This is a genomic window from Candidatus Symbiothrix dinenymphae, assembly GCF_001431085.1.
Genome location: NZ_BBRU01000113.1, coordinates 1 through 14,095 on the forward strand (window position 1 = coordinate 1; position 14,095 = coordinate 14,095).

10 protein-coding genes are annotated in these 14,095 nt (G+C 45.9%); 6 read left to right on the top strand and 4 right to left on the bottom strand.

Annotated elements, in window-relative coordinates:
* Positions 1-279 precede the first annotated feature (279 nt).
* Both ASC50_RS01880 and ASC50_RS01885 read right to left on the bottom strand, forming a co-directional pair.
* A complete protein-coding gene (locus ASC50_RS01880; protein ID WP_158648273.1) occupies positions 280-1,080 on the bottom strand; it encodes a hypothetical protein in 801 nt (266 codons plus the stop codon).
* A 9-nt stretch (positions 1,081-1,089) separates the two neighbouring features.
* Positions 1,090-1,920, bottom strand: a complete 831-nt coding sequence (locus tag ASC50_RS01885; protein ID WP_158648274.1) for a hypothetical protein — start codon at positions 1,918-1,920, stop codon at positions 1,090-1,092.
* A gap of 422 nt (positions 1,921-2,342) precedes the next feature.
* On the opposite strand from ASC50_RS01885, the gene ASC50_RS07055 reads away from it, so the two are divergent.
* The 3 genes from ASC50_RS07055 to ASC50_RS01895 all read left to right on the top strand — a co-directional run bounded on the left by ASC50_RS07055 (position 2,343) and on the right by ASC50_RS01895 (position 4,833).
* Positions 2,343-2,486 carry a hypothetical protein gene (locus ASC50_RS07055; RefSeq protein ID WP_158648275.1) on the top strand — a complete coding sequence of 48 codons (144 nt, stop codon included), beginning with the start codon at positions 2,343-2,345 and terminating at the stop codon, positions 2,484-2,486.
* A 37-nt stretch (positions 2,487-2,523) separates the two neighbouring features.
* Positions 2,524-2,676 (top strand): hypothetical protein, encoded by a 153-nt coding sequence (locus tag ASC50_RS07060; protein ID WP_158648276.1) that lies wholly within the window; start codon positions 2,524-2,526, stop codon positions 2,674-2,676.
* Between the two features lie 123 nt (positions 2,677-2,799).
* Positions 2,800-4,833: an IS1634 family transposase gene (locus ASC50_RS01895; protein ID WP_226995329.1), complete on the top strand. Its 2,034-nt coding sequence runs from the start codon at positions 2,800-2,802 to the stop codon at positions 4,831-4,833.
* 196 nt (positions 4,834-5,029) lie between these two features.
* On the opposite strand, the gene ASC50_RS01900 is transcribed toward ASC50_RS01895, so the two are convergent.
* Positions 5,030-6,505 (bottom strand): aminoacyl-histidine dipeptidase, encoded by a 1,476-nt coding sequence (locus ASC50_RS01900; protein ID WP_055432819.1) that lies wholly within the window; start codon positions 6,503-6,505, stop codon positions 5,030-5,032.
* 190 nt (positions 6,506-6,695) lie between these two features.
* Here ASC50_RS01900 and secA point away from each other — a divergent pair, with 190 nt between their 5' ends.
* Positions 6,696-9,998: a preprotein translocase subunit SecA gene (gene secA / locus ASC50_RS01905; RefSeq protein ID WP_055432820.1), complete on the top strand. Its 3,303-nt coding sequence runs from the start codon at positions 6,696-6,698 to the stop codon at positions 9,996-9,998.
* 131 nt (positions 9,999-10,129) lie between these two features.
* On the opposite strand, the gene ASC50_RS01910 is transcribed toward secA, so the two are convergent.
* A complete protein-coding gene (locus ASC50_RS01910) occupies positions 10,130-11,308 on the bottom strand; it encodes a FimB/Mfa2 family fimbrial subunit (protein WP_158648277.1) in 1,179 nt (392 codons plus the stop codon).
* Between the two features lie 180 nt (positions 11,309-11,488).
* Here ASC50_RS01910 and thrC point away from each other — a divergent pair, with 180 nt between their 5' ends.
* Together thrC and thrB are read left to right on the top strand one after the other, a co-directional pair.
* The gene (gene thrC, locus ASC50_RS01915; protein WP_226995330.1) at positions 11,489-12,910 is read left to right on the top strand and encodes a threonine synthase; all 1,422 of its coding nucleotides are present in this window, start codon (positions 11,489-11,491) and stop codon (positions 12,908-12,910) included.
* 8 nt (positions 12,911-12,918) lie between these two features.
* Complete coding sequence (thrB, locus tag ASC50_RS01920; protein WP_055432823.1) at positions 12,919-13,779, top strand: homoserine kinase; 861 nt, start codon at positions 12,919-12,921, stop codon at positions 13,777-13,779.
* The last annotated feature ends 316 nt before the right edge of the window (positions 13,780-14,095 follow it).

Below are 14,095 nucleotides of genomic sequence, written 5' to 3' on the forward strand. Positions count from 1 at the left end.
GGGTGGAGGTGAGGATTGGCTTTTCTACCGAGCTATAATCCCTACGGGATAAAAGGCTATGTATATTTGTCCCTACGGGATAAAACACCGTTTGCGAAATAATAGCACCTGAAAAAAAGATTTAGCCTAAAATTTTATACAAACCAAATATTTTTGAAACTTTTTCTTCGCACGCTTTTTAAATTAGGTTCTACTGTTATTTGTGAGGAAAGATATTTTGTGTGTATCACTTCCACAGCCAAGAAACCTCTTGTCGTTCTGCTCGCATCCCAGTAGAACCTATTTTTCAAAATTCATTTCTTCAAGTAATTCAATGTATTTCGTTTCATCCAGTATATTTGCGTCGGCATCCAATATAATTTGTTTGCAAAAATCGGACATTCTGCGGGCATTGCCTCGAGGTGCATGAATTTTTAATGACCACACCTCATCCTCAACTACGGTACGGAATGTTACCGAATAACCATCCATAATTATTGGGGGTACTCCTTTTGCCTTAAAATTATCAATCAATGCAGCCATTTTATCATGCAGTTTCTCTGCAAACTCGTTTTTTATCCTAAATATTTTGCTCTTGGGACGATAGAGTTTATACACATCATCATTGAGCCTCATACGATCAACTTCTCTGTTATGAGTTAAAATCATATCTCTGCCTTCCAGTGATACCGTTTTGATAAATTCAGAAGGAAGATTTATTTTATTTATCTTCATCGATATAAAATTTACGGCATTACACATCTTTTGAATATCGGGAATTCGCATAATTTCCAACCGGAATGAATCGGTTGAAAAATCCCTGACAATACGAAACGCCAATACCTCATCTTCCCCTTCGGATGAATCCTCAAATACAAATTCTACGGGAGAATTAATATTTTCAAAAAGTATCCTGTCAAGTATTGATTTTCCGTCAAGGTTGTAGGAATTGTCACCATCCTTAAATCCCTTCAGGTTCACGTTATAATCAATTCTTTTTGTAAAATGCCCTCCTCCTGCATGATCCGTATTTTGAGACAATGCGATTTGCCCTTTCAACATTGTTAATACGATAACTGAAAAAATAATATTCTTCGTCATATTGTCACATCAGAAAACAACCATGTTGCTGTCCAACTCCATATTTACCTTATTTATCAAATTTTCTAATTTCTTTACCTCATCTGATGAGGTAAAGAAGATTTGATGACCATACGGAAATCTGTCCACATACGCAACATGTTCACAACCAATATCTTTCAAAATATCAGAACACATGGCTGCCGTGCTGAGCGAATTGGGCATTAAGATACTGTAACAGCCATATACATTGGCCCATAGAGATAATTTGTAACGCATAAAAATGCCTGCCAAAAACGATAATTTTTGCGCCCGCGTTGATATCTTATCTTTGTTGAGCACGCCTCGATAGCCAATATCGCCTCCCGAAGACAGAACGGGAAACGATGATTTTGAGAAATCAAATTTATAATAACCGGCAATTATTTTTGCCAAAGGCAATGAGTACAATTCTATCTCAAAAGGCGTTTTTATGGCTATGGCTTTTCCATTGCAAATCGAATCCGGATTGCTGTAACTGACGATTTCACTGCCATAGAGTTTCCTCAGTGGGCAGCATTGCGAGCATATACGAACTGCACGCAAATCGGGATAATCGTTCTTAAATAAGGCTACAACCAACAGTACAGTACCTTCTTTCCCCCATTCGTCACTGTATGATGTAATACGTTGACGCGCCATTGTATCGGCCATGAATTTGGCATCTTTTTCAAACATCCATTTCACATCGTCATCAATGTCGCCAATAGACTTATTGGACGTAAATGTCTGATAATGCCCCATATCATCGTCCAAAGTACCTATTAGGAAACACTCCCTGTCAAAATCATTCAATTCCTTATAGAGTAAATCTACTGCCATTGTTGCTGATTTTTGCGTTCGAGCAACCTGAATGTCCCGAAAATGTATATCCTGCGCTTGGATGCTTACAGGGTATAAAAAATACAGAACAAATATTAAAAAACACAGATATTTTTTCATATAAACCACATCTTTATTTGCATAACAAAACTTGTCCCTAATCTATCATTTTACGGTACAAAGATATGCAAAAATTTTATACAAACCAAATATTTTTTTGTTTTTTTTTACCCCGCCCATGATTTTTTTGCAAAGTTTTTCTTTTTAGGCTTGCGGATTTAAGTTCCTATAAAAATGGAGGTAAATAGAATAATATCTTTCTTGTTTTGCTTGCGTGCAAGGAAATTGCACGGAAGAGATTTAACTTTGCACCCATAAAAAACGTTATGTCATGAAACGCCTCTTTTTTACAATCGCGGCAATTGGATTATTGTTTGCATCGAATACTTCGGCAGCTGGCATTGGTGATGACTTGCCCAAATTACAAAACCGATGCTTTATGCCGAAAAGACGATGTGGACAGGTATGACGACCGAGACTTATCCCGCTACATTGACCATTTATAAGGAAACAGTCGTCACGGAAAACTGGACAATACCCTATATGATGGGGGAAATTACTCCGAATAATCTAAGACCACACCCTAAAAATCCAAATATTGCAGCCTTTTTCAGGCAATTGGAGTGGATGGATGATTTAGCCCACATTGCGCAAAATCAGCTGCCACAAAAAAAATTTTTATGTTCTGCAACATAAAATCAAGCTAAAAAATGGTCATTTTGGGAATATTCCGTGTATTTTTCGACGTTTTTTGCTGAAAATTGGTGATTTTTGCCCAAAAATTGGGAATTTTTCATTTGTAGTACACAGGGGGGTATTGTGTATCAGGAAGTTAGGTCGTACCTTTGCGGCATGTATTTCAAGTTTTCATTACGGTATAACCCGGCGATAAACAGAAGTGATGCTTACTGGCGTTTGGTTGAGAGTTATCGGAACAACGATGACCGCGTTTGTCATCGCACGTTGCTCAATATTGGCTTTTTGAGCGAGGATGTAAGCATTGACCGGCTCAACTTGATACGGCGCAAACTCGTTGAACGTCAAGACAATATGACTAATAAATTGTTTCGTCAAGAGGAAATTGAAGATGCCGTTGTCAATCAATTGACTGACGAATGGTGGAATCGGTTGATTGGCGAAAAGCGCATAGATACGGGTGAAAAGCCGGCAAAAAAGCGCGGTAAAAATGGAGAAGTGCTGGAAACGATTTACTCTAACAGCCTGAAACACAGCGATGTAAAAGAGGTCGGAGCAGAGTCAATATGCTTTCAAACGCTTGAGCGACTGCAGTTTGCAGCGTTTTTGAAAAGTCAGGGATTTTCTCAAAAAGAGGTACAATTGGCACAGACACAGGTTATCAGTCGCGCCGTGCATCCTGCCTCCGAATTAGCTATGGCACAATGGATTAGAGAAAATTCAGCGGTATGCGAATTGACGGGTTTTCCCGTTTCCCAAATCAATAAAGACTGTCTGTATCGCATGGCCAAGAAACTGTACAATTTGCACACAGAACTCGAACATTATTTTTCCAAAACGACCAACGAACTCTTTGATATAGAGGACAAAATCATACTCTATGACCTGACCAACACCTATTTTGAGGGCAGAATGGCGGGGAGCAAAATTGCCAAACACGGTCGTAGCAAGGAGAAACGCTCGGATTGTAAACTCATCGTTTTAGCCGTAGTCATTAACCCACAGGGATTTATAAAGCACTCGTCCTTGCTGGAGGGCAATATTGCCGACCCCCAAACGCTCAAACAGGTGGTTATTGACCTTCGGGCGAAGACTACCATCGCCCAACAACGCGCCATCGTGGTGATGGATGCGGGCATTGCAACGGAAGAAAATTTGGCGATGTTGAAAGAAAATAACTTCGACTATATTTCTGTAAGTCGTTCTAAATTAAAAGATTATGAAGCGGTAGAAAGTTCAGAAATTGTTTGCGTAGCAGACCGAAAAGGTCAGAAAATAGAGCTGTTATCAGTTAAAAGTGAGAAAAGTGATGATTATTTTTTGCGAATAAAAAGTGAGGCTAAAGGTGAGAAAGAACGCTCTATGAATGCCCGTTTTCAGCAAGGTTTTGAGAATGGTTTGGAATGCATAAAGTCCTCATTCACAAAGAAAAGCGGCATCAAAACGGAAGTCAAGGTGCACGAACGTATCGGTCGCTTGAAGGCAAAATATCCGTCCATTCACAAACATTACGACATAACGTTTCAGGTTGAGATTAAGCAGATTACGAAAAAGAGGAAGAACCAATCAAAAGGAGTAAAAGAGCAGCGAATAGTGACTTCGATAGAGTGGCAAATAAAAGATAATGAGGCGATTAACGAACACAGTGGCATCTATTTTTTGCGCACTTCGATTCAAGATACCGAAAAAATACTTTGGGATTCCTACAACATTATTCGCGAAATAGAATCCACGTTTCGCTGCCTGAAAACAGATCTGGATTTACGCCCCATTTATCACAAAAAAGACCAAAGTTCATTGGCTCATTTACACCTGGGATTGCTTGCCTATCAGGTAGTTAGCACGATTCGTTATCAACTCAAACTCCTGCCTCAAAACGCAGAACAAAGCGAAGAAGAGCGCAAACTTTATCATTCGCAATGGAAGGAAATTGTGCGGACAGCGAACACTCAAAAGGCAATAACGACAACGGCACAAAACGTTCAGGATGAGGTGATTATCCTGCGAAAATGTTCCGAGCCAAGTCCCAAAGTCAAATTGCTCCACGACAAACTAAGGCATCGCCCATATCCATTCCAAACGAAAAAATTTGTAGTACACAAACAGGTTTTTGAAAAATTCCAACAGTCTGATTTACAACGACTTTATTCCGGATAGTGCGCAATGTGGGTTAAAAGAAGAAAAACGCTGTTGGCTTCGTAGGAAAAATGGAGAACGGTTTGAACACCCTACCCTACGGGACAGCAATATTCGGGTATGCCGGACACGGCACATTCAAGATATTAGGGATGACCCGAAAAGTCTGTCATTGCGGGCTTGACCCTCGCTCTGCATCGCCCCTCATAACTCACAACTACACAGGTGCTTGCTTCAACACTGCCGTCAAAAAATCCCAGAACTTTTGCACCGTAGCTATTTCCACTTTTTCGTCCGGCGAGTGCGGAAATTTGATGGTGGGACCGAAAGACACGGCATCGGTGATTGTGGGGACGTGGGACATGATGATGCCACATTCCAAACCGGCGTGCACCACCGTCACGTGCGGTTTTTTGCCACGTTGCTGCTCAAAAATTGTTTCCATCGTCTTCAACACAGGGGAGTTGGCATTGGGACTCCAGCCCGGATAGGAGCCTGAAAAGTTGCAAGTGTCGGCTTGTGCCATGCTAAACAGGCTGTCTATTTGATTGCAAATGCCTCCTTTTTTGCTTTCAGACGCACTGCGGGCTAAAAATTTCACCTCAACCTCACCATTTCCTACATTGACAATCGCCAGGTTGATAGACGTTTCCACCAATTCGGGCATCAATGCAAAACGGTTGATAACGTTGTTGGGGCAACCCACCAGGGCACCAATCAATCCTCTTTCAACCGACCAAGGCAGCAGAGTGAAGTTATCGAAAGGAATTTTTTCCACTTTAAATGAAATTTTATCTTCGATGTCTTTAAAGTCTTCATTGAAAATTTTCTCGAAGTTTTTAACCATTGTTGCAATCAGTTCGTACGTTTCCTCGTCCTCTACCACGAGGGTTGCAAATGCTTCGCGCGGGATGGCATTGCGGAGCGTTCCGGCGTTTACAGACGACAAAAAGGCTGTATCGCAGGTCATTGCAGCTTTTAAAAAGGTGAACATCAACTGAATGGCATTCGCACGTCCCAAATGGATGTCCACGCCGCTGTGACCGCCTTTCAAGCCTGTGAGCGACACACGCAGAGCAATCTTTTCGCCTTTCGGCTCATTCATCTTTTCGTAGTATGTAAATGTCGCCGTGATGTCCACACCTCCGGCGCAACCGATAATCAGTTCGTCATAGTCTTCGGTGTCCAAATTCAGGAGGATTTTGCCTTTCAGAAAGTCCGGTTTGATGCCGTTTGCGCCGAACATGCCGGTTTCTTCGTCGCTTGTAAACAGCCCTTCGATGGGTCCGTGTTCGATGTCGGTGGCTTCGAGCACTGCCATGATGGCGGCTGCCCCTATGCCGTTGTCGGCACCCAAGGTAGTCCCTTTCGCTTTCACCCATTCGCCGTCGATGTAGGGCTGAATGGCATCCTTCGTGAAGTCAAACTTCACATCGGAATTGGCTTGCGGCACCATATCCAAATGCGCTTGCAGGATGACAGGTTGGCGATTTTCATACCCTTTCGTAGCGGGCTTGCGAATGCAGATATTGTCTTCGGCATCGCGCAAGGTTTCTAACTTCAGCGACTTGCCGAACGTTTCAACGAACGATGCCACCGGTTGTTTGTGTCCCGAAGGACGCGGAATCTGTGTCAAAGCATAAAAATGCTTCCAAACATTAGCAGGTTTTAAACCCAAAATCGGATTTTCCATATATATATCATTTTTTATAAAATTTCAACAATTTAAAAAGTTGCTAATATGTTTCTCTGGCAGGAAACGGGGGCAAAGGTACATCTTTTTTTTTGAATTTGCTGTCAAAAAATGATTTTTGGCAACTCACAATAATTTTTGTACTTTTGCCGTTTCTAAGCAGAGAAAAAAATAATTCATAATTCAGAAAATGAGTATTAATAGCATTTTATCAAAAGTGTTTGGGAATAAGTCCCAGCGCGACCTCAAGGAGATTGACCCGTATGTGCAACGAGTGCTTGCGGCGTATCCCAATATCGAAAAATTGTCGAACGATGATTTGCGCGGTCGCACGCAGCAACTGATGGCTGACGTTCAGTCGCGCGTGGCAACAGAAACGGCACGAATTGCCGAACTGAGGGCTTCTATCGACAGTCTCGAACTCGAAGACCGTGAGCGGGTGTGGGCGGAAATCGACAAAATCGAAAAAGATGTGACGGAAACGCACGAAAAAACGCTGGAGGAAATCCTGCCGGAGGTGTTTTCGATTGTGAAAGACACGGCGCGGCGGTTTGCGCAGAGCGAAGAAATCCGCGTGACAGCAACCGATTTTGACCGCCAATTGGCTACTACACAGGATTTTGTTACCATCGACGGCGACACCGCCGTTTTCAAAAACCATTGGATGGCGGGCGGCAACGAAATCACGTGGGATATGATACATTATAATGTACAGTTGTTCGGCGGGGTGGTGCTACACAAGGGAAAAATCGCCGAAATGGCGACCGGTGAAGGGAAAACGCTGGTGGCGACGTTGCCGGTGTTTCTCAACGCGATGACGCGCAACGGGGTGCACGTGGTGACGGTCAATGACTACCTCTCGAAGCGCGACTCGGAGTGGATGGGTCCGCTGTATATGTTCCACGGGCTGTCTGTGGACTGCATCGACAAGCATCGCCCGAACTCCAACGAGCGGCGCAAAGCCTACGAAGCCGACATCACGTTTGGCACCAACAACGAGTTTGGCTTCGACTATCTGCGTGATAATATGGCGATTAGCCCCGCCGACCTCGTGCAGCGCAAGCACAATTACGCGATTGTGGATGAGGTGGATTCGGTCTTGATTGACGATGCGCGCACGCCGTTGATTATTTCGGGACCCGTGCCCAAGGGCGAAGACCAACTGTTTGAGGAATACCGCACCCGCATCGAGCATATCGTGGACGTGCAACGCAAATTCACCAACAATCTGCTCGCCGAGGCACGCAAACTGCTTGAACATAGCGACGAGAAGCAGCAGGAGGAAGGTCTTAAACTGCTTTTCCGCTCCTATAAGGGGATGCCGAAAAACAAGGCACTCATCAAATTCCTGAGCGAGCCGGGCGTGAAGGCACGGATGCTGAAAACGGAAGAGTTTTATATGCAGCAGCAAAACAAGGATATGGGCATCATCACGGACGAACTTTATTTCACAATTGATGAGCAACACAACTCTATCGAACTGACCGACAAGGGTCACGAACTGCTGGCGGGGCATTCCAACGACTCCGACTTTTTCGTGCTGCCCGACATAGGCATCAAAATCGCCGAAATTGAGAACGCCTCCCTCGACGACAAGGAAAAACAGGCGCAGAAGGACGAACTGATGCAGAATTACGCCGTGAAATCGGAGCGCGTGCACACCGTGAACCAACTTTTGAAGGCGTATTGCCTCTTTGAAAAGGACGATGAATATGTGGTGATTGACAACAAAGTGATGATTGTGGACGAGCAAACGGGGCGCGTGATGGAGGGTCGCCGCTATTCCGACGGGCTGCATCAGGCGATTGAGGCGAAGGAGCGTGTAACAGTAGAGGCTGCTACACAGACATTTGCGACCATCACGCTGCAAAATTATTTCCGTATGTACCACAAACTCGCGGGGATGACCGGTACGGCGGAAACGGAGGCGGGCGAACTCTGGGACATCTACAAATTGGATGTGGTGGTGATTCCGACCAACCGTCCGATTTCGCGCACCGATATGAACGACCGCGTTTACAAGACGGCACGCGAAAAATATGCGGCGGTGATTGAAGAAATTATCGCGCTGAAAACGGCGGGTCGCCCCGTGCTGGTGGGCACCACGTCGGTGGAAATTTCTGAACTTTTGAGCCGTATGTTGAATATGCGCAAAATTCCGCACAATGTGTTGAATGCCAAATTGCACCAAAAGGAGGCGGATATTGTGGCACAAGCCGGTCAGACGGGCACGGTTACGATTGCGACCAATATGGCGGGTCGTGGTACGGATATTAAACTCTCGCCCGAAGTGAAGGTTGCGGGCGGTTTGGCGATTATCGGGACGGAGCGTCACGATTCGCGGCGCGTGGACAGGCAGTTGCGCGGTCGTGCCGGTCGTCAGGGCGACCCGGGTTCGTCCGTGTTCTTCGTATCGCTCGAAGACAACCTGATGCGCCTCTTTGCCAGCGAACGCATCGCGGGAATGATGGACAGGATGGGCTTTAAGGAGGGTGAGGTGCTGGAACACAAATTCCTCAACCAAGCCGTGGAACGTGCCCAGAAGAAGGTGGAAGAAAACAATTTTGGTATTCGCAAACGCCTCTTGGAATACGACGACGTGATGAATTCGCAGCGTGAGGTCATCTACACGCGCCGCAAGCACGCTTTGGTGGGCGAACGCATCGGGTTGGACGTGCTGAATATGATTTACGACACCTCCGTGGCGATTGCCGACAATTTTGCCGGTTTTGGCGACTACGAAGGATTGAAATTTGAAATATCCAAGACCCTGGCAATCGAATCGCCGGTGAGCGAGGCAGAATTGCAAAAAATGCGGGCAGACGAACTCACAGAGCGTATTTTCGCCGCGGCGATGGAAAGTTTCAAGCGCAAAAACGACCGCATGATTCAACTTGCAACGCCCAACATCAAACGGGTCTATCAACAGCAGGGCGACCGCTACGAAAACATCATCGTGCCCATCACCGACGGCGCGAAAATGTACAATATCAGTTGCAACCTCAAGGCAGCCAACGACTCGGAGTGTAAAGAGGTGGTGAAAGCGTTTGAAAAGGCGATTTTGCTACACAGCATCGACGAATCGTGGAAAGAGCACCTCCGCGAGATGGACGAACTGCGCCACTCGGTACAAAACGCAAGTTACGAAAACAAAGACCCGTTGCTGATTTACAAACTCGAATCGTTCAACCTCTTCAAGGCGATGGTGGACAGTATGAACCGCAAAACGGTAGCCGTCCTCATGCGCGGGCAACTCCCTATGCGCGAGCCGGAAATGCGCCAAGCCGCCCCCGAACAAAAAACCGACTTCTCGCGCTACCAAACGCAGAAAGACGAGTTAGCCGACGGTCGCCGCCTGCAAAGCAATGTGGCAAATCGCGACACCCGCGAGCCGCAAAAGCCCCAGCCTTTTAGGGCAGAGAAGACCGTCGGGCGCAACGACCCTTGCCCCTGCGGGAGTGGGAAGAAGTATAAGAATTGTCATGGAGGGTGATTAAGAGGTCTGTCATTGCGGGCTTGACCCGCAATCCCTTGTTTACATTGCTCTGTTGCCTAACATCCGGCTCCTTTTCAGGGGATTGCGGGTCAAGCCCGCAATGACAGCCCTTGTAGTTTTTGTTTGCGTTAATATTCAATCGTAACGTGGATTGATTTGTCTCTGCCCGAAGCACCTGCGGCAGAGGCTGCTCTGGTTTCGGTGCTTTCACCATATTGCACACGGTCGTCAATCCCGTTGAAAGCATCAAAAAGCGAGTTTGCGCCTTTCCAGCCCACATATCTGGTGTTGACCTTGTATTTGTGGTTGCGCACGATGTCGATGTTGTCTCCTTGTCTGTCCTTAAAATCAATGCGATAGAAGGTTTCAAACAACCGCACCTCGGGCTTGTGCTCTATCGTATCGGTAAACCAACCTTTCAGCACCAAACATGTGCGCTGGGCATCCTTGAGGAGGTTGCCGTCCGCATCAGCCACATTATTTGCCTCGAAGAGGAGAAACTCGGTGGCGTCGTCCGCGATGCCGGCCTTGTATTCCAATGGCACTAATGTGTTTGTGCGTTGCCAGCCGCTGTTGATGGATGCAGCCGCTGCGTTGATGTTGTATGGTGCCACCCTGCCCTTGCTGTAGGTGTTGTAAACGTATATTTTTTCTAATTTAAATAGCTGATTGTTGGGCGTGTTGGCAACCGTGACGCTGATTTTGGCAACCGACCTATACAAGGTTACGGTTTTGCCCGAACTGGCCGCCGCCGTGACGGTAACGTTGGTCAGCTCCCCATACATCGGGATGTCATTGAAACTCACTTTGCCGGAGGTCGTTTGATTAAACATATAGCTCTGTATCAACGATTTATTGTAAGTCGACGCCATGAAAGCGCGAATAGTCGGCAATATATTGTCCACATTTGCCCAAAACGCAATTGTTCCGTAGGTGCCTTTCACTAATTTGATGGAAAATGTTTTGCGCTCGCCGGAATATCCCTGACTGGTGATGCTGCTTCCGGGCACCATCAGTGTATCCATATAGCGGTTTTCGGTGTCAAAAAGCATCACACAGATAGATGACACCCTGTTTTCCAGCGGGGTAGCATCCGAATAGGTCTGCATGGCACGTGTTTCGGGCGCAAAACCGTTGTCGGGAAAGTCCACCGTAAACGTTACTTCCTGCGTATCTTGCGCATCCTGCGTTTTTTCCGCGCTTGCCAAAGCGGGGTTCACATCCTCACAAGACACTATTCCAATCATCACAAACAGCAGAGCCACAAGCAGTTGCGCTTGTCGGCACACATTCAATTTTATCATCATTGCCTCCATTTTTAGCAGTTTTAACTCCAATTCGGGCGCAAAGATACGAAATAGTTATGAGTTATGAGTTATGAGTTGTGAGTTTTTTTTGCAACCGCATTAACATTCAGCGGTATTCTGGCTAAAAAAATAACTCATAACTCATAACTATTTCGTATCTTTGCGGCTGTAATTTTTAAAATGATGGATTATATTTCAACGAGAGATGGTGCTCGGCGCAAATATTGCAGCAGCGAGGTGCTGATAAAGGGGTTGGCTGATGATGGCGGGCTTTTTGTGCCGGTGGATTTTCCCCGAATAGATTTTTCCGGTAGCGAGACTTATATTGAGATGGCGAGTGCTATTTTCAACCAATTTTTGACTGATTTTGAAAAAAATGATGTTCAAAACATTGTGCGACAGACGTATAGCGAGTTCAATCCGTCGGTGCTGACTAACATATCCGACCAATTGAGTTTTTTGGAATTGTGGCACGGGAAGACGTCTGCTTTCAAGGATGTGGCGTTGCAAATTTTGCCGCGACTGCTCACTCAGGCTCTGAGAAATCGGAATGAGGGTGCTGAGATTGTGATTTTGGTTGCCACCTCCGGCGATACGGGGAAGGCTGCGCTGGAGGGTTTTGCGAATGTGCCGCAGACCCGCATAGCCGTTTTTTACCCGCAAGATGGCGTGTCGGATACTCAAAAGTTGCAAATGGTGACGCAGGAGGGCGATAATGTGGCTGTCTTTGCGATTAAAGGCAATTTTGATGATGCACAAACTGCCGTAAAAAAGGTATTAAACGACGGCGATTATCTGAAATCCAAGCCAAATGTCCTGTTTTCGTCCGCTAATTCCATCAACTGGGGGCGACTGATGCCGCAAATTGTGTATTATTTTTCGAGTTATTTTGCTGTGGCAAAAGCGAATAAAAAAGTCAATTTTATTGTGCCTACAGGCAATTTTGGCGATATTTTGGCGGGCTATTATGCCAAGAAGATGGGCTTGCCGATTGCTCAATTGGTTTGCGCCTCCAACAAAAATCATGTGCTGACCGATTTCATCCAAACGGGTGAATACAGCATCAAGCGCGAATTTCACAAAACAATTTCGCCCTCAATGGACATCCTCGTGTCCAGCAACCTCGAACGGTTGCTTTTCGATGTCTATGACGGCAATGCGGCGGCGATTGCACGGCTGATGCGCGATTTATCAGAAAGAGGTGCGTTCAAAATCGGTCGGCAGCAATTAGAAAAAATTCAAGAAACATTCGTCGCGGATTTCGCAACGGAAGAAGAAACGAAAAACGCCATCAAAACAGCATACACGCAACATCACTATCTCATCGACACGCACACAGCCGTGGCATTTTCGGTGTATGAAAAGCATCGTTCTGACAATAAAACCGTCATTTTGTCAACCGCATCGCCCTATAAATTTCCGCAAGATGTCTATCACGCCATATACAATGAAAATGCGGCGGATTATGCGGCGGCTCTCTATGACAAAACGGGTTGTGAAATTCCCAAAAACATCAAGGAGTTGAAAAATAAGCGGGTGCTCCATACGGGGATTGTTGAAAAAGGAGAGTTGAAGGGCGCGTTGGATGAATTTTTAAAATAATAAGAAATATGAAAATAATTGTGCCGGCTACATCGGCGAATTTGGGCTGTGGGTTTGACAGTATTGGGGTTGCGCTCAATTTGTACCTTGAATTGGATGTGTTGGAGCGCACTGAGAAGTGGGTGATTGCCTCGGATTTTGGTGCGGGCATTCCGAAAGATGAAACGAATTTAATTGTTAAAACCGCCCTTTCACTTGCGCCTAATTTGCCGCCTCGCAGGATTGTGATGAAGTCTAACGTGCCGCTGACACGCGGTTTGGGCAGTAGTTCCACCGCCATCGTTGGGGGGATTTTGCTTGCCAACGAGCTGGCGCATCTGGAATTGAGCAAGCACGAGATGCTGAATTTCGCATCCAAAATGGAGGGACATCCCGACAATGTGGCACCCGCCATTCTGGGTGGATTAGTGGTTGGGTGCTTCCAAAACGGCAAACTCGACTATGCGCCGATGGCGGCTCCGGATTGTGCCTACATTGCCTTTGTCCCGAATTACAGCCTGCCGACAGCCGTTTCGCGCGGGGTATTGCCCAAGACGATTGATTTTCCGGAGGCGGTCACGGCATCCGCGATTTCCAATGTGATGGTGGCAAGCCTGATAACCGGCAACCTCAAATTGGCGGGCAAACTGATGGAAGAAGACCGCTTTCACGAAAAATACCGCGATGCCCTCGTGCCGGAATTGGAAGAAGTTCGAAAAATTTCGCACGAATGTGGCGCGTATGCCTGCGTTTTGAGCGGTGCAGGTCCCACTATTTTGGTGCTAAGCCCCAAGGAAAACGCGGCAGACATCCGTGAAAAATTAGCAGCATTAGATGCACAAGTCATTGAATTGCAAGCGGATGCACAAGGCGCACGGGTAGAGTTGTAAGCACACACACATCGCAAGTATAGCCGTCATGCCCTGCGCTTTTCGCCCTTAACCTGACGGCTATGCCCGCGAATAGCTTGTAGTATCCGGGAATTATCAACAATCGGATTGTTGATGTGGTATAGCTGCATATTTCATATATGCGTCATTACAAAGGTACAAAATTTTTTTGAAAGTATCAATACCCCATACGGGTAGGGTGTGCAAACGGATTTGCAAAACTCATCAAAAAGCACTACCTTTGCGCCTTATAAACAATTAAATAATAGCAATTTATGAAAACGAAGCGCGAAGAAAAATTAGAGAGAGAGTTGCA